Source organism: Priestia megaterium (assembly GCF_041941685.1).
Lineage (GTDB): Bacteria > Bacillota > Bacilli > Bacillales > Bacillaceae_H > Priestia > Priestia megaterium_C.
This window is the reverse complement of the sequence record NZ_CP130958.1, coordinates 2,271,477-2,286,514: the sequence shown is the minus strand read 5'-3', so window position 1 is coordinate 2,286,514 and position 15,038 is coordinate 2,271,477. Positions and strand designations below refer to the sequence as shown.

General features: G+C 35.6%; 19 protein-coding genes. 6 read left to right on the top strand and 13 right to left on the bottom strand.

The features are described 5' to 3' along the window. Positions 1-5: 5 nt before the first annotated feature. The gene (locus Q5794_RS11805; RefSeq protein ID WP_214987050.1) at positions 6-287 is read left to right on the top strand and encodes an acylphosphatase; all 282 of its coding nucleotides are present in this window, start codon (positions 6-8) and stop codon (positions 285-287) included. A gap of 83 nt (positions 288-370) precedes the next feature. Next, positions 371-1,147 carry a 3-hydroxybutyrate dehydrogenase gene (locus Q5794_RS11800; RefSeq protein ID WP_192997352.1) on the top strand — a complete coding sequence of 259 codons (777 nt, stop codon included), beginning with the start codon at positions 371-373 and terminating at the stop codon, positions 1,145-1,147. 37 nt (positions 1,148-1,184) lie between these two features. Here Q5794_RS11800 and Q5794_RS11795 read toward each other — a convergent pair whose 3' ends face one another. Then, a complete protein-coding gene (locus Q5794_RS11795; protein WP_374989122.1) occupies positions 1,185-3,596 on the bottom strand; it encodes a S8 family serine peptidase in 2,412 nt (803 codons plus the stop codon). Between the two features lie 740 nt (positions 3,597-4,336). Then, positions 4,337-4,774, bottom strand: coding sequence for a S1 domain-containing RNA-binding protein (locus tag Q5794_RS11790; protein ID WP_214987053.1), 438 nt, complete (start codon positions 4,772-4,774; stop codon positions 4,337-4,339). Positions 4,775-5,338: 564 nt separating this feature from the next. On the opposite strand from Q5794_RS11790, the gene Q5794_RS11785 reads away from it, so the two are divergent. Together Q5794_RS11785 and Q5794_RS11780 are read left to right on the top strand one after the other, a co-directional pair. Beyond that, positions 5,339-5,557 (top strand): hypothetical protein, encoded by a 219-nt coding sequence (locus Q5794_RS11785; protein WP_374989121.1) that lies wholly within the window; start codon positions 5,339-5,341, stop codon positions 5,555-5,557. Continuing rightward, positions 5,514-6,380: an HTH domain-containing protein gene (locus tag Q5794_RS11780; RefSeq protein WP_374989120.1), complete on the top strand. Its 867-nt coding sequence runs from the start codon at positions 5,514-5,516 to the stop codon at positions 6,378-6,380. The genes Q5794_RS11785 and Q5794_RS11780 overlap by 44 nt, the downstream gene beginning before the upstream one ends. A 179-nt stretch (positions 6,381-6,559) precedes the next feature. On the opposite strand, the gene Q5794_RS11775 is transcribed toward Q5794_RS11780, so the two are convergent. The 6 genes from Q5794_RS11775 to Q5794_RS11750 form a co-directional block, all read right to left on the bottom strand. Next, on the bottom strand, positions 6,560-6,811 hold the full coding sequence (locus Q5794_RS11775) for a hypothetical protein (RefSeq protein ID WP_214987054.1): 252 nt from the start codon (positions 6,809-6,811) through the stop codon (positions 6,560-6,562). A gap of 95 nt (positions 6,812-6,906) precedes the next feature. Continuing rightward, positions 6,907-7,326: a hypothetical protein gene (locus Q5794_RS11770; protein ID WP_214987055.1), complete on the bottom strand. Its 420-nt coding sequence runs from the start codon at positions 7,324-7,326 to the stop codon at positions 6,907-6,909. A 110-nt stretch (positions 7,327-7,436) separates the two neighbouring features. Continuing rightward, a complete protein-coding gene (locus Q5794_RS11765) occupies positions 7,437-7,802 on the bottom strand; it encodes a hypothetical protein (RefSeq protein WP_214987056.1) in 366 nt (121 codons plus the stop codon). A gap of 351 nt (positions 7,803-8,153) precedes the next feature. Continuing rightward, positions 8,154-8,303, bottom strand: a complete 150-nt coding sequence (locus Q5794_RS11760; RefSeq protein ID WP_214987218.1) for a hypothetical protein — start codon at positions 8,301-8,303, stop codon at positions 8,154-8,156. Between the two features lie 224 nt (positions 8,304-8,527). Next, positions 8,528-8,983: an ArpU family phage packaging/lysis transcriptional regulator gene (locus Q5794_RS11755; RefSeq protein ID WP_374989119.1), complete on the bottom strand. Its 456-nt coding sequence runs from the start codon at positions 8,981-8,983 to the stop codon at positions 8,528-8,530. A 252-nt stretch (positions 8,984-9,235) separates the two neighbouring features. Continuing rightward, positions 9,236-9,742 (bottom strand): DUF3189 family protein, encoded by a 507-nt coding sequence (locus Q5794_RS11750; RefSeq protein ID WP_214987057.1) that lies wholly within the window; start codon positions 9,740-9,742, stop codon positions 9,236-9,238. A gap of 184 nt (positions 9,743-9,926) precedes the next feature. Here Q5794_RS11750 and Q5794_RS11745 point away from each other — a divergent pair, with 184 nt between their 5' ends. Beyond that, positions 9,927-10,280 (top strand): hypothetical protein, encoded by a 354-nt coding sequence (locus Q5794_RS11745; protein WP_214987058.1) that lies wholly within the window; start codon positions 9,927-9,929, stop codon positions 10,278-10,280. Positions 10,281-10,325: 45 nt separating this feature from the next. Here Q5794_RS11745 and Q5794_RS11740 read toward each other — a convergent pair whose 3' ends face one another. Continuing rightward, positions 10,326-10,604: a hypothetical protein gene (locus tag Q5794_RS11740; RefSeq protein ID WP_214987059.1), complete on the bottom strand. Its 279-nt coding sequence runs from the start codon at positions 10,602-10,604 to the stop codon at positions 10,326-10,328. Between the two features lie 325 nt (positions 10,605-10,929). Here Q5794_RS11740 and Q5794_RS11735 point away from each other — a divergent pair, with 325 nt between their 5' ends. Next, complete coding sequence (locus Q5794_RS11735; RefSeq protein ID WP_214987061.1) at positions 10,930-11,118, top strand: DUF4177 domain-containing protein; 189 nt, start codon at positions 10,930-10,932, stop codon at positions 11,116-11,118. 51 nt (positions 11,119-11,169) lie between these two features. On the opposite strand, the gene Q5794_RS11730 is transcribed toward Q5794_RS11735, so the two are convergent. The 4 genes from Q5794_RS11730 to Q5794_RS11715 form a co-directional block, all read right to left on the bottom strand. After that, the gene (locus Q5794_RS11730) at positions 11,170-11,337 is read right to left on the bottom strand and encodes a Fur-regulated basic protein FbpA (protein WP_214987062.1); all 168 of its coding nucleotides are present in this window, start codon (positions 11,335-11,337) and stop codon (positions 11,170-11,172) included. Continuing rightward, positions 11,334-11,873, bottom strand: a complete 540-nt coding sequence (locus Q5794_RS11725; RefSeq protein ID WP_214987063.1) for an ERCC4 domain-containing protein — start codon at positions 11,871-11,873, stop codon at positions 11,334-11,336. Before Q5794_RS11725 ends, Q5794_RS11730 begins: the two co-directional genes overlap by 4 nt. Before the next feature lie 3 nt (positions 11,874-11,876). After that, positions 11,877-12,311, bottom strand: coding sequence for a hypothetical protein (locus tag Q5794_RS11720; RefSeq protein WP_214987064.1), 435 nt, complete (start codon positions 12,309-12,311; stop codon positions 11,877-11,879). A gap of 278 nt (positions 12,312-12,589) precedes the next feature. Next, positions 12,590-15,016 (bottom strand): phage/plasmid primase, P4 family, encoded by a 2,427-nt coding sequence (locus tag Q5794_RS11715; RefSeq protein WP_374989118.1) that lies wholly within the window; start codon positions 15,014-15,016, stop codon positions 12,590-12,592. Between the last annotated feature and the right edge of the window lie 22 nt (positions 15,017-15,038).

Below are 15,038 nucleotides of genomic sequence, written 5' to 3'. Positions count from 1 at the left end.
GAACAGTGAAAAAACATGTGCATATGATTGCAGACGGACGCGTTCAAGGGGTTGGGTTCCGTCACTACACGCAGCTAAAAGCAATGGAATGCTCTATTAACGGATGGGTACGAAATCGAGACGATCAAAAAGTCGAAATTGATGCTGAAGGTGAAGAAAGTAACATCCAAAAATTTATTGAAGAAATTAAAAAAGGTCCCTCGCCGTTCGCTTCTGTTAGCAATGTGGAAGTAAAGGTAGTAAACACCCCTTCCCACACCCATTCTTTTCGCGTAAAGTACAGTTAAAAAACTCGCTAAATCAAGATATTTTTTGATAAAATGGAAAAGTAAGCGATTTTATATCATCTACATATAAGGGGGAAAAAACGATGGTTGAAAACAAAATTGTGTTAATTACAGGTGCAGCTCAAGGTATTGGTTATCAAATTGGTGAGCGCTTCGCTGAAGATGGAGCGACTGTTGTCTTAACTGACTTGAATGAAGATGGAGTTAAGAAAGCAGCAGACAAATTGAAGACAAAAGGCTACGAAGCATTAGGCATTAAAGCAGATGTGACAGATGAAAGTGATATTGAACAAATGATTGCTCAAACGGTTGAAACATATGGCCGCCTTGATGTATTAATTAACAATGCCGGCATGCAATTTGTTTCCCCGCTCGAAGAATTTCCTACTGAAAAATTTGAACTTTTAACGAAAATTATGCTTGTTGCACCTTTTGTTGCGACTAAGCATGCGTTTCCTATTATGAAAAAACAAAAATTCGGCCGCATTTTGAACATGTCTTCCATTAACGGATTGATTGGTTTCTCAGGAAAAGCGGCATACAACAGCGCTAAGCATGGCGTGATTGGCTTAACGAAAGTGGCTGCTCTTGAAGGTGCGGAGCACGGCATTACGGTAAATGCGATTTGCCCTGGTTATGTTGATACGCCGCTTGTTCAAAATCAATTAAAAGATTTGGCACGTACGCGAAATGTAGCGCTTGAAAAAGTACTAGAAGAAGTCATTTATCCTCTTGTTCCTCAAAAACGCTTGCTTGCTGTCGATGAAATTGCCGATTATGCAATGTTTTTAGCAAGTGATTTAGCAAAAGGCGTAACCGGCCAAGCTGCTGTGATCGATGGTGGATATACGGCTCAATAAGAAAAGAGTGTCAGTTAGACTGGCACTCTTTTTTTATTTATTTAATTTCGAATTCTCCTAAAGAACCTGTCGTCTGACCTGCTTTTACTGCTTCTGCGTATAAATAATACGTTCCCGCTGGAAGAGCTTCACCAGTAATCTTTCCGTCCCACGTTGCGCTAGAGAATCCTTTTTCTACATTCGTATACGAACTTAACAATTCCCCTTTTTCTAACGTTGCATCGTAAATGTAATAGCTAAGCTTCTCTGCTCCTCCTGGTAAATAACTGCCGTATTCAAATGATCCATTTCCAAGTACATCTACATATGCAGAAGTAACGCGAGGATAATCCGGCTCTTTTACAAATAAGATGGTTGGAACATCGTACGTTTCTTTATTGTTACTTACGGTAATTGTCCCTTCGTAATAGCCAGGAGATAATTTCCCTACGTCTACTTTTACATTCAGGTTTACTTTTTGCGTTTTTCCTGCATTAACCACTAAATCGTTTGTTGATTTAACGTCAATTGCCTGATGGCTTTTCTTAAATTTTACTTTGACCGAGTATTTTTGACTGTGATTTGATAGATTTTTAATCTTAAAGCTTTGTTTTTCTACTTGTTTCCCTTTATCTTTATAAAAGACACCGTACGAGTGACTTCCTGGTGTAATAAGCGTTTTTGCTTTAATTGCATCTACTACGCGCATGCTTCCTGCACCTTGCGTATTATGAGAATAAACCAGCCCGTTGCGGTCGCGAAGCAGTTCCGTTGTATTCATTAAAGATGCTTTTACGTCTTCTACTTTATAATTTGGATGCGCCTGTAAAATTAACGCTGCTGCTCCTGCTACGTGCGGCGCGGCCATACTTGTTCCTTGTTTTGACCCATATCCATGAGGGTTGCTTGGATCATTGGTTGGTACTGTGCTGATGATATCGACTCCCGGTGCCGAAATGTCCGGCTTAATCATCCATGTATCGACAACCGGTCCGCGAGATGAAAAGTCAGCCATTGTTTCATCAACTGTCTGATCAAATGTTGCAGTAAAAGAGCCCGTAACGGATCCTTTTGCTAAAGAAGCTACCAAAGCTTGTCCATCGGCTTTTGATAGGCGAATACTTGGCAAAGATGTGCCTGGAATATCAGGGATTGTCCCTTCTACGTTATTGTAAATCACCGTTGCAACAGCACCGGCTTTTTTTGCATTGTCAACTTTATCTACAAACGCAATGTCGCCGCGAGAAATAACCGCTACTTTTCCTTTTACATCCTTCCCTTCAAAGTCTTCTGGTTTTCCGAGTCCGACAGGTACAAATTCATACTTTTCACCACTTGCATCTAGTAATGCCTTGTCATTTGGAAAGCCCATTACTTCAGCTGAAGCATAGCTTGCGTTATCTACAGTTAATGTCGTTTTATACAAATTGTAAGGAAGCTGAGTCGCACCAACTGAAATAGCTTCACGAGACGTCCCCGGAGAGCCTACTGTCCAGTTAGCTGGTCCACTGTTTCCATTTGATGTAACGGCAACTACTCCTTCTTCCATTGCCCAATCTAATGCAATACTCGTTGCCAAGTCTGGATTATTAATCGTATCTCCAAGCGACAGATTCATTACATCCGCTCCGTCTTCTACCGCACGTTCAATACCGGCGATCACGTCTTCTGTTGTACCTGTTCCTCCTGGCCCTAGTACACGATAAGCAAGTAAATGAGCATCAGGAGCTACCCCTTTAATTTTCCCATCCGCTGCAATTGTTCCTGCTACGTGCGTACCGTGCGTTGTCGCTTCGCCTTTTGGATCTCCAGCAGGCGTTTCTTGAGGATCTTTGTCATCATCTACAAAATCCCATCCTTTATATTTCTCAAACGCTGACTTTAAATCCGGGTGGTCGTAATCAACGCCTGTATCGATAACGGCTACGGTCATATTTTTACCTGTATATCCTGATTTCCACGCTTGATCTGCTCCCACATAGTAAATGCTTTTATCCATTTCAGAACCGTATTCTTCGGCGCTCACTTCTTTCGATTTCACTTCCGTTGTATGATATTCAACGCTTGGATAAATAGCTTTTACTCCCGGTAAACTTGCTACTTTTTCAAGATCATTAGCCGGAAGTTCCGCTGAAAATCCAGAAAATACTTGGTCATATTCCCGCTTTACTTTTGAAGTTTTAGAAGCTTTTGAAAGCTCTTTTTTCACTTCATCACGCGCTTTTTTAATCTTTCCTTTATTTTGCGCTACTCCTTTTTTCTTTGCTTCCGCTACAGACTCTTCATTTAATTCAACAATAACTTTTACTTTTTTGGCTGATTTTAAGTTATAGTCTCCTTGAATTTTAACTAAAGACGGTTCAAGAGCCGGCTTTGAATTTCCGTTAGCGGATGCTCCCATTGCAAAAGAAGATAAAGCAACCGAAAATGCTACTGTACTTAATACAGACCGAATTGATACTTTTTTCATTGTTTTTTCCCTCTCCATTTCTCTCTATACTTCGTGCTACTATGTATGCCTTCATCCCCAGAACATACGCATCTTTTCCTTAGCTAGTGAGCTAACAACTAGAATAGTATGGAAGTTCTATATATTACTATAAAATCCTTGAGTCTATGGAATCATTTTATATATTCATGCAAATTAAGCACTAATGCTCAAAAAATGAAGAATTTTGTCTATTTCTCGTCTTTCCGTAACTTTTTTATTCCTAAAATTATGAAGAGATTAGATGAATATACAAGAATACTGACGAATTTCTGTTAATTTAGCTATCTTTATCAGGGACTCACCCCTACTTTCCCTCGTTTACTTATAAGGTTTTTTTATTATTTTAAGAAAATTGTTCTTATAAGCGCTTTTTATTTTATAACTTATTATTTAGAATATAGTTTAATTTAATATAAAATATTGCACTTAATTAAATGAAATTTTAAAAAATTACGAATAATAAAGGGAGGTCTTGCAGATACTAACGTCAACGCTCGCACAAAGGGAGGCATGATTATGATAGATTTAAATTTCATCCTACTCATCCTTGATCTTCTCTCATCTCTTGTCACTATTGGCATCTACTTTACAACCAAGTGAGCACCTAACCTTCTCTTTACTCTTCTAGCGCATGTACTTAAGCTATTACAAAAAAGAAGCAAGCCAATTTTTACTGGCTTGCTTCAGCTATATAATAAAGTAGTTAAAGTGGAAGGGATTTATCCGCGTCTTCCGCCTCTGCCACCTCGTTTTGATTCAGTGCTGCGTTTTAGTGTAGATAAATTATCTTCACTATCTTTTAAGAAACGCGCCATTTTTTGTTCGAAGTTTTCCTTTGGTTGGAAGTTGCTTTTAGAACGATTATCATTATTTCTTGCCTGACGTGGCGGGCGTTGTGAATAAGAAGATGAGGGTCTTTCAGGTTTATCTATTGCTTTTTTAATCGATAATCCAATTTTTCCGTCTTTCTCATTAACGACTTTCACTTCAATTTCTTGACCAACTTTAAGGTGGGCATTAATGTCTTTTACATAGCTGTCAGCTACCTCACTAATATGTACAAGCCCAGTTTGACCTCCAGGTAATTCTACAAATGCTCCAAAATTAGTAATACCTGTTACTTTACCTTGTACCTTGCTACCTACTTCAACTGCCATAAAAAATGTTCCTCCTCAATAATATTAAAAGCACTTCATTATACCAAAGTGCGTAAGAATAACAAAGTGTGTATGAGAAAACAATTTGTTAAATTACACTTTTTTCGCCTCTTTTTTGTTTTATGAAAGAAATCAGTCAAAATAATGCCCATATTAGATATACCTAATATGGGCATTGCTCTCATTTCCACCATTCATCAAATATTATAATTGCATTAGAACTAAGAGGATAAATTTAACAAAATCCTTTAATATCAAGCTTTTAAATAAAAAAGAAAAAAACACCCTCCGTTAATTTCAGATTATTTTTGAAGTTTAGGTGGGCAATTGGGTGGGCAATGAGGACAATCTTTCTCAAACATCATCTAAATAAAAAAGAAAAACAAAAAAGCACAGCGTGTATAAGTAAGTGCGCGAACACTCTTATACCGTCCGCCTAGCTAAGATAGGCAAACACTTGCTGTACCCTCATTTGTATTTTAATACATTATGGGTTCTCTTTGCAACGGTTTGCTATCAATGGTGAATCGCTGCTTTTTTTGTTTCAAAAGGAGACAGGAACCCATGAAGAAATTATACACTGCATATAATAATGACGTTCAAAAATACATGACTGGAAACGACTTATCATCAGGTAAGAAAAAAACCATCATCGAGCACATTGAAAAAACTGTAACGTTAGCTGGTGAAAGCTTCGAACGTTTATTTCCTACGCGAACTAAACGAAAAGATGTAATGAATGGATCACATCATCTATTTATTGAGCGGAAATGGCATTTGTAAGGTCTCAGCTACTACATTAGCTAAAAAGACAGATTGCTCTGTCAGAACAGTTAATAATGCTGTTAGTGCACTTAAAAAGACTGGTGAGGTACTTGTAGGTGGATTAGCTGACGGGAAGAATAAATATGTATTTGTTTTGAAATCACACAAAAACTTTAAAGCTATAATGAAAGATGTTTTTTATATAAATGCAGACCTGATTACAAAACAAGATGCAGAGCATTTTGCAGAACAGGAAAACTCTGAAACCCTTGAGGCTCTAAGCGTAGATAGTAAAAAAACGGTTTCTAACATTAATAACTCTTTTAACTCTATTAATTCCTTAAAACAAGAAAAAAATAATTATAAAGAATCCATCAAAGATTCTATTGAAAATGAATTAAAAGAATCACAAAATGATGTACAGAAAGAGTTTGAGAGAATCAACGAATACTATGTAAATGAGTACCAGGAGATGATGTACTACACAATTAAGTCTAGCTCTTTTCACTATGATCTAAAAATGAACGCCTCTTTAATTGGCTTTCGTGTAGGTAGTAAATGCGATAAAGGTATGTTCAATATGGCATTAAACGCAGTTGGTAAAATTGATAGATTTTTAAAAAATGGTGGAACCATTTCAGACTCCGTACAAGCCTTGTTTTCGAAAATTTATGAAGATAATACCAAAACATCCCGAAAAGCTAATACAAGCAAATCTGAAAAATTTGGTGGCTATGCGAGGAAAATCCCTTTCTACAATTGGTTAGAAGAAGATGGTTCTAAAGTGATATTGGATGATAAAATTACAAATTTAGAAGCTGATGAAATGGGGTTGTTTTAATGAAAAAGATTACTAAAGAAGATTTATACGACAAACGAGAAATGAAAACAAGAAGGAAAATATATCCAACCTTCACTTGCCCAACATGTAAAGAAATAGTAAATATCAAAACTCACACATACTTTTATCTAGTCTCTGAACACGTAACTCATCCCCTAGCTGATGCAGGACGATTCTGTTCAACTAACCCATATGGTTCCATCTTCTTTATTTTTATAAACTACAAGTCCGCGTTCAAAAATACTAAATGTAGCATAATCATCATCAATAGATGCATCAATTGCAGGAATCACTCCAGTTCCCACAACCGGTCTAACCAAAGAAGAAAATTGAGATTTAAATTTTTCAGTTACATCATTATAGTTTTTGATATTTTCACTATAAAGTCTAGTCCTAATTTTACTTTGCAATTCTTCTTTCCAATTATTCATATTATCACCTCCCCGTCTAACAATACGACAAGGTGTGACAAGTTACCTGTTTTAAAAATAAAAAAGACACTGACGAATCAGCATCCCTTTTATAATTATTTAACTGTACTAGCTAAAGGCTCTTTAAAAGCTTGCTCTAGGTAATAAGTTAATAACTCCTCATTTAGTGGTTTTTGTAGTCTAGTAGTATAGTATTTCATCTCATTATCATGGAAATACAAAGTATCCTCGTAACCATAACCATAAGGTAAAATTTTAACTTTAATTTCACTATCTTTATAATTTAATTCTAAACGTGAATCGTTTAATTTCCTTACAATAACTTTATAACCTGAACCAGTAGCCCTAATTTCGAAATTGTTTTTAGCCACATCTAAAACTTCTTCTAATTCAGTTTGTAAAGATGTAAAAAAATCATCAATTAATTGTCTTGCTTCTTCCTGAGCCTTACTTTTAGCTAGTTCTTTTTCAAACAATTTTGGTGCTAGTTCTATAAATTCATCTCTAAAACTCATGTTATCACCTCCCCAACTAACAATACGACAAGGCATGACAAGTTACCTGTTTTAAAAATAAAAAAGACACTGACGAATCAGCATCCTTTTTAACTACTTCGATATAGAATTTAATCCACTAATAGATACCTAAGTACCTCATCTATTAACGGTTCACCAAAATCAAAATATCCTTTTTCTGTTTGTACAAAGGTAATTAAGTTTCGGTCACTAATAACAAGTTCAGCTTGTGTTTGTAAGCCACCTACTTTATCTTCTTTTACAAAGATAATCTGCTTTTTATCAATTTCAAATGTAACCTTACAGTCTGGGAAATCAATATATGTGTCTTTAATTTCCGCGTTTCTAACATGAACGTTATTTAAGTGGTTGTTAATTACTTTAATAACTTCTTCTAAGAGTTGCTTTACCTCTTCTTCTACAAAGGTAAAATGTTCATTTTTACGAGCATATAACTTCTTCCAATTATCTTCCATCAGATTCCACCCCCTGTCTTATTTAATTATATCGGGCAAGAAAGGATAATTAACAGATTTTTTCAAAATAAAAACACCCGTGAGGGTGCTTCTTGGAAAAATTCTCATTTAAAGGAGAAACGATTCGTCAGCAAAGGGAGTCGCCGACTACTGATAGTATGCGTTCTTTTTTCAAAACTATACTGTACAAAAAATAAAAAACACCCACAGAGGAGGGTGCTTTTCAGAGATATAAAGGAGGATCTATTTACCATGTGCTTCTCCCCGTCCTACTAGTAGGAACTTAAACTACTAGTCGGTATTCACAATATGCCCAATTAATCATTTGTTATACTAAAGATTATTTATTTTTTATTTCCTTTTCATCGCCCCGCCACGGCCACGCTTCAAAGTCTGTCTATTTGTTCCCATGATGTCCTTCCAGTTAACCTTTTCTTTACGTTTTCCCATCTTTTCTAGGTGTCTTAATTGATCTGTATTAAGATGATTTTTAACTTTCATTTCAATCACCTTCTTAATGAAATTTGACCTTTCAGATTCACTCGTATAACGTTTCAAATAGTTTCGAATAAAATCATTCAGACACAGAAAAAGCGCTCCTACGACTCAGGAACGCTCTCTCTTTGATACTTTCTTGATAATATAAATTTATCATTTGTTAAAGCAAGTACCACGACTTATTTTCGAGTTTTTTTCGATTTATTTTAGGAATATTTTTCCCATTACTAACTTTTAATAACGGCTAAGTTTAGATTGAGAGCTAATTTATAAAAAGCCTTCCATCGAATCTTTGAGTATGTCTTTTCAGAAATAGGTGGTTGGAACTTAAAACTATACACATTGTAGTCTGTTAAATATTCCGTTTCTAAGGACATGTATCTTTCTTCGATTAAGAATCTTTCCATCTTCGGTAAACGACTCACAGCTCTTTCCACACGAAAGCAGAAATCTTTTCTCATCTTTTCTTGGTCCACATTATAAACTGCAATGGAACCTGTTTGGTCACTAGTTTGATTCGTTGGACTATGATAACGAATTTCAGAACTAGCAGTAATGGAAGCTTCTCTTTCTTCAAAAGATAAGTACTTAAATAATCTATATTGTTCCAAAGCATCTTCTACTGCTTGTTGTGTCTCTTTTCTGTCTATTTCAGGAAGCATAAATGATAATTGGTTTCCCACCTTTGGATCCCTCCTGTGTTAAAATATAAGTACGGTGATCAAGAGAAATCTTGGTCTTTTTTTATGAAAATACGGTATAATATTTTTGAACACACACGTTAAGTTCACTCTACTAAAGGATGCTCTCTCCAGGGCATCTTTTTTTGTTCTAAACTATACATATTGCTAATACCCTTTACAGACCCGTTTTTTCATCACTTGAAAAATTGACGCTCTTAGCTGGGCGCTTTTTTATTACCAAAACATTTTTTATTATTTGCCGAAACCATTATCTAAAATTTCTATTTTTGAGGTAGTGACTTTTACAGAGTTCTTCGTTTGCTCCACTAATTTAATAATGTCTTTATGTGCCTGTTTAGCACCTATTATTAGTAAAGGAACACCGATTACATTAATTTTTAACCTTCTTGAAAAGAACCCTCCTATTGTCATAGCTAAAGGTACGGTAGGAGACGTATTCGAGAAAAGTATTTTTGTTTGTAACTCTCCTTTTTTATTTAGCAAATCGGCTAAATCATACATAGCAGGAACCACTACTTTCGAAGACCCTCTCCCTAATGTGTATACTTCGTTTTTTTTCTCATCATATCCATGAAAAATTAACTTCCCCATATCCTTAGAAGTCAATTTATTAAAAACATCAATGCTTAAAATTTCTTTGTCAGTTGGTTCTCTATTAAGAGGTAGCTTTTTCAGATGGTAAGCAGCTGCCAATGCTGATGAATGTGTGCCTCCGTAACAGTTATAAATATAGATCATCTTGTCATCTCCTAAATAACTAAATCTCTCTTCATTATGATCAATATTTCTCTGCCCCATTCTAGGCTTTGCTAAGGGAAAATCTGTTTTTCCCCACTAATATCCTTACAAATTAATTATTTAGTTTGTAAAACTCACCACTTTGAGTGATAATTAGGCTATTAATATAGAAGAGGTGATAAAAATGGTAACGAAAGGTTTAACTTTCTCCGCTTTAGTTAAAGACTTAATTGCTTTACCTACACCTTGTAACGATGTTGTCTACTACCCTGCTAACTTATCTACCTTAGGAGTTCAAGAGAAATATGCTGTTTTCCAAACTTCAAGTCGTAAAAGTGGACTAGCTTATATGACTATCATCCACCCTGATAGAGCTAAATTTATATTAGCTAGTTCTAGAGCTTCAATGCATGAAGTATATAAGGCTATTCCTTGGCCTGAATTTGATCTAGGATATGAAGAAGGTACCTTTTATTACAAAATAGCTCCTTCTTTACAGGAAGTAGAATTTTACTTTAACAACCTGAAAAAACAATAATTTACTTTGTGGATAGCTCTTTTTTATTCTATAAGAGCTATCTTTTTATTTAATTGGCTTCACCGACTTCAAAGCCTCGAAGATCTGCTCTTTTACGCCGGCTACATGCTTTTTCAATCCATCAAGACTACTTACATCACTGTCTTTAATTTCTTTTTCTATCAAAGCGTTACAAGCTGAATGGATGGTGCTGTAATAGCCGATTATTTTAAATGCTTCACCATTGACATTTCCCTCTTTATCCTTTTGATCATATCGCTTATTTAAAATAACGTTTAGTGTATCAGACGTTATTTTGTAATCTTTACCGATCATGATTTCCATGTGTCATTGCCTCCTTCAATATAACCAATGTAATTAGCTCACCTCCGTGACCATCTAATATAAATATGCTTATTTCACGATTTGGTGTATTTGTGTTCAGTAACTTCAGGCGTTCTCCACTTGTAATTACATTTACTACAAACTCCTGTACATTTCACTGTACGAAGATACGAACAACTATCTATCACTTTGCTATCCGTTAATAAACCGCAGTGTGGACGTTTCACGTTTATCCCTCCAAATTGTTTACAATAAGCTGAATCCTCTCGTTTTTTGAAACCTTTTCCAATTTAAAACGTAGTTATTAGAAAAGGAGGTTTAGAATATGAAAGAATACCGGTTTGAAAAAGTTGAACTAAAGTCCTTCACGCGCGATCCTAAAGAAGATTACCATGAGATTATTCATGAAGCTGCAAAGGATGGATGGGAATTAGTTCAGATATTTGCTCCTGGTACTGCTTCGTATGGAACTGCCGCATATTTTGAAATCATTTTTTCTAGAGAAATGGATTAAATTGATAGGAAGAGATAATTAAATTTATCCCTTCCTTTCCCCGTTTCATTATTATCTTTGTTTTTGAGCTTTGTAGGTTTCTTCTAATTCACTTAACGTTAATTCATAAAGCTGCCGTTTATCTGGTGTTTTAAAATAGCCCATTCTTAGCAACTCATTTTTCAGCTCATCCTTACGCTGTTCAACAGCTTCTCGAAGCAAATTACGGTTAATACTCATAGCCAACCCCCTTTTAACAATTCACGCGCCATATACAGAAAGTGATGATATATGTAATTTCCTGTTGTACTGTTTGATATGAACACAGTAGAAAAGTTGTAACGTACCTCAAATGTTTTTAAGCTACCTAATAAAGCTTTAGGTTCGTATTTACTGCGGTACATTCCGTTCAAGATTTTTTGATAACCTTCCAGGTCTTCTACAATTAAAGTAAAAGGGTGTTTGGATCCCCGGATTAATTCATTTTCAAAACGTGTACGATCTTTAATGGACTCGACTAATTCATCTATACCATTTTTCCGTTCAATCACAGCGTTTAAATAAATGTCCCTTGTAATGCCGAACTCCTCATTACGTGGAATCATGGCTGAATAATCCCCTGTTTTCATCGTTTTAAATTTAATTGGCACGTCTTTTTTGCGTAAATAGTCAAGTACATGCTGATTCTTTTGTTCTCTGGTATCCACAGTAATGACTAATGTTTTTAAGATTCTTACTAATTCCGTTTTGGTATATGAGTAATGAATAATACTCATCAATTAGCCCCCTTTAAAGTACGACATCGCACGTTCGAAAATTTGACTGGAAAGGGTATTGGTTATGTGATTTTCATAGTTAGCAATAGGGTTAGAAAACTCAATCCATCCGTTATTCCACAGTTCAATGAATAATTGATTAACAATCATATCCAATGCCTCAGCATCATGATTAAGCCAGTTTTCAATTTTTTTATTCATGGCTTGTTCTATTCCTAAAAAATAATGAATAATCTTTTCTATAGTCTGTTTTATTGAATGGTCCTTTGGTGAATACTCACCTTTTAAATATTGAATGATTCGTTTTTTATAGGTTTTAACGAATTCTTCAAGTTCCGGATAGACATTCTCAGGATTTTCAATATATAAATTGCTGCCATCTAGAACTAAAGGAGATCCAATGGAAGCAAAATCATCACATATTTGTTTTGGATGCATATAACACCTCGGTTTCTAAAAAAGGGTTATCGAAGGGTTACTGAATTATTTTTTTAGTAACCCAACATAAACTCAGTCATATCAAGGCTTCGAGCCCTATTTTGGATTACTGGGTTATCGAAGGTTACCTATTTTTCTATTAAAGCTCTTATATATATATTATTTTTTTATTTATTTATTTTTCGTGGGAATGGAACAGAGAAATTCAGTAACCCTCAGTAACCCCAACAAAAAATAAATAAATTTATAAACTCAACAAATCCTTATATATCAAGGCTTCAAAGCTTCTTTCGATTAATTGAAGTTACGTTATTTTGGGTTGCTTTTTGATTTATTTCAGTAACCCCTTCAGTAACCCGAGAGGCTTCACTTCGGAATAAGTTACCATTGGCGAACTGATTTAATGTAATTCCATGGAAAAAGGTCTTGTTTTTTGCACCTTTTTCTTTTTTATATCCTCTTATTTCTAATTGGCGATAAAAAGCACGGTTTTTAAGTTCCATTTCATTATTTTGAAAGCACCATTTTGTGTAATTTTCATAAATGGCTTTTGCTTCAATTTTTACTGAAGGATGAACAGCACAATTTTCTTCAATGAATGGGCCTAAGATATCCATATCCTCACGATAGTTATCTGTTGCTTGTTTAACAGCTTTTGGGTCTTTCAATCCTTCACTCTGCCACTTCAAACAACCTTCAACCATCCAATTAAGAATGCCAGGCATTTCTCTTTTTAATTTTTCAGGTAAATCCGCATCCACTTTCTCTTCTGGAATTGTCACTGTAAAAGGCACTAACTTAATCCTGCGCCAAATGCCGTTGTCCCCACCTTTGACAATTGGTTTATGGTTAGTCGTAAAGAAAACCTTAAATTCCGGTGTAAACTCAAAATATTCTTGCCGTAAGAAACGTGCTGACATTTTTTCTCCACCAGTAATCTGCTTAACAAGTGCCTCTGACAACTGTTGCCCCTCTTCACTCTTTACAGCTGACACGAACCTAGCCCCATCCAAACGAGCAACATCGTTGTTAATTCCATTGTCGTTTTTCTTTTTCAAGAAAGTTTCACTATTTGTTTGCCGAGCATAATCTCCAAGAATGTCCTGGATTACATTAATAAAAGTTGATTTACCATTACGCCCATTTCCGAAAAGGAAAAACATGATTTGCTCTTTGGTCACGCCGGTTAACGAATAGCCAATAGCCTTTTGAAGATATTCGATTAATTCTTCATCTGGATCACCTGAAGGAGTAAGAAAAATACTTTGTAAAAAAGCTATCCAATTCGGACAATCTGCATTCCTTTTATATGGGATAGGTGAAATTTTCGTTAGTAACAAATCTCTATCATGTGGAAGGAGCTCACCCGTTTTCAGGTCAATTACTCCGTTATCACAATTGAAGAGAAACTTATGAGAATCAAAATCTTTTTTTCTAACGGAAACCATTGGACGGGCATCAAGTATGCTATTAATGCGAATGGCTCGCCTTTCACACTTCTTAGCCCAATCATTCAATAGTTTTGCTCTATACTTATCCTCTTCTGCCTTTGCTTCTGCATATAAACCACGCAACGTTTTTGCAGTTAAAGCTTCAATCTTTCGTTTCCTATCCTCTTGCCACTGTTTGCCGTTCCAGATAAGCCACTCCAGCTCATTGCAATACTTAAGGTCTTGACCATGATAATAGACAATTCTTTCCGCGTTACCTAACTCTGTAAGGTGGAAGCTTGGTGTCTTATCAATTATTTCTTCTGTATCTTCAATCCCTTGATCATCAGAAATATATATTTCATACGGCTTTTCTTGTGGTGGTTCATAATCAGCGACCGTTGACGGTGTTGAAAGAATAGCTGTTTCGATTGTCATTTCTCCATATGTTCTACCATCACTAGAATGAGGTTTGTCCCATTTCTCGCGAAGTAAAGCTGATTCTCGAAACATGGAATCCATTTTGGCTGCATCTTTATCTGTCCAGAAAGCTAAATAATTGCATAGGGCCATGTCTGTAGATGAATGATCACCATTAATCAAAATCCCTTGAAAAAGGTCTTTTATGTTGCTACCACTTTTACTATTGAACATTCTCTCCCATATTTCTGAATTAGGAAGACTACTAATGTTCACTTTCTCAAACTCTCTTGTACTAGCTTTTGCTCCCGGCTTAGGCTTTTCTTTTAGATATTTATCAAATAAGGATTTAAACTCTTCTGTCCGTTCTTCAACAGGTGTTTTTCCTAAACTGTTTCCGGTAAAGGTGAAATATCTGCCATGCCTATATATTTCTAAACCAATAGAAGGATTTTTTCTACCTGTGCCAGGTCCTTTTAACGGCAGCTTCCCTTTTGCAATAATGTGGATACCTTCACCACTTGGAGAATATTCGGTATAGCTTTGAATCGTTTCAATCACGTCTTCAGCTAATTCTGTAAGAGCCCCCTCACTTACACAGCGATCAATATCAACACCAACAAAAGGATCATCCTTTGAAAACATAAAGCCTATACCGTCATATTCACCTTGCTCATAAAATTTAATAATTGTCGGAAAGGTTGACCAGGTACGCTTATTATTTGATTGAGCCAGCTCCCCATTAATTTGATATGGAACTTTCGTTGGCTTACCATCACGCTTTTCTGAACGCCATAGAATCCAATGAGGAGTGTTTTTTAATTCATTTGGTATATTGTGAAAGTTATGGTTCATTTGATTACTCCCTCTTTTGGAA

Coding starts and splice junctions, on each gene's coding strand:
- Q5794_RS11775 (WP_214987054.1), bottom strand. CDS start 6,811: ATGAATAATTGGAAAGAAGAATTGCAAAGTAAAATTAGGACTAGACTT.
- Q5794_RS11740 (WP_214987059.1), bottom strand. CDS start 10,604: ATGGAAATCATGATCGGTAAAGATTACAAAATAACGTCTGATACACTA.
- Q5794_RS11730 (WP_214987062.1), bottom strand. CDS start 11,337: ATGAGTATTAACCGTAATTTGCTTCGAGAAGCTGTTGAACAGCGTAAG.
- Q5794_RS11785 (WP_374989121.1), top strand. CDS start 5,339: ATGAAGAAATTATACACTGCATATAATAATGACGTTCAAAAATACATG.
- Q5794_RS11795 (WP_374989122.1), bottom strand. CDS start 3,596: ATGAAAAAAGTATCAATTCGGTCTGTATTAAGTACAGTAGCATTTTCG.
- Q5794_RS11800 (WP_192997352.1), top strand. CDS start 371: ATGGTTGAAAACAAAATTGTGTTAATTACAGGTGCAGCTCAAGGTATT.
- Q5794_RS11735 (WP_214987061.1), top strand. CDS start 10,930: ATGAAAGAATACCGGTTTGAAAAAGTTGAACTAAAGTCCTTCACGCGC.
- Q5794_RS11760 (WP_214987218.1), bottom strand. CDS start 8,303: ATGAAAGTTAAAAATCATCTTAATACAGATCAATTAAGACACCTAGAA.
- Q5794_RS11715 (WP_374989118.1), bottom strand. CDS start 15,016: ATGAACCATAACTTTCACAATATACCAAATGAATTAAAAAACACTCCT.
- Q5794_RS11750 (WP_214987057.1), bottom strand. CDS start 9,742: ATGATCTATATTTATAACTGTTACGGAGGCACACATTCATCAGCATTG.
- Q5794_RS11765 (WP_214987056.1), bottom strand. CDS start 7,802: ATGGAAGATAATTGGAAGAAGTTATATGCTCGTAAAAATGAACATTTT.
- Q5794_RS11770 (WP_214987055.1), bottom strand. CDS start 7,326: ATGAGTTTTAGAGATGAATTTATAGAACTAGCACCAAAATTGTTTGAA.
- Q5794_RS11780 (WP_374989120.1), top strand. CDS start 5,514: ATGGATCACATCATCTATTTATTGAGCGGAAATGGCATTTGTAAGGTC.
- Q5794_RS11720 (WP_214987064.1), bottom strand. CDS start 12,311: ATGCATCCAAAACAAATATGTGATGATTTTGCTTCCATTGGATCTCCT.
- Q5794_RS11725 (WP_214987063.1), bottom strand. CDS start 11,873: ATGAGTATTATTCATTACTCATATACCAAAACGGAATTAGTAAGAATC.
- Q5794_RS11745 (WP_214987058.1), top strand. CDS start 9,927: ATGGTAACGAAAGGTTTAACTTTCTCCGCTTTAGTTAAAGACTTAATT.
- Q5794_RS11790 (WP_214987053.1), bottom strand. CDS start 4,774: ATGGCAGTTGAAGTAGGTAGCAAGGTACAAGGTAAAGTAACAGGTATT.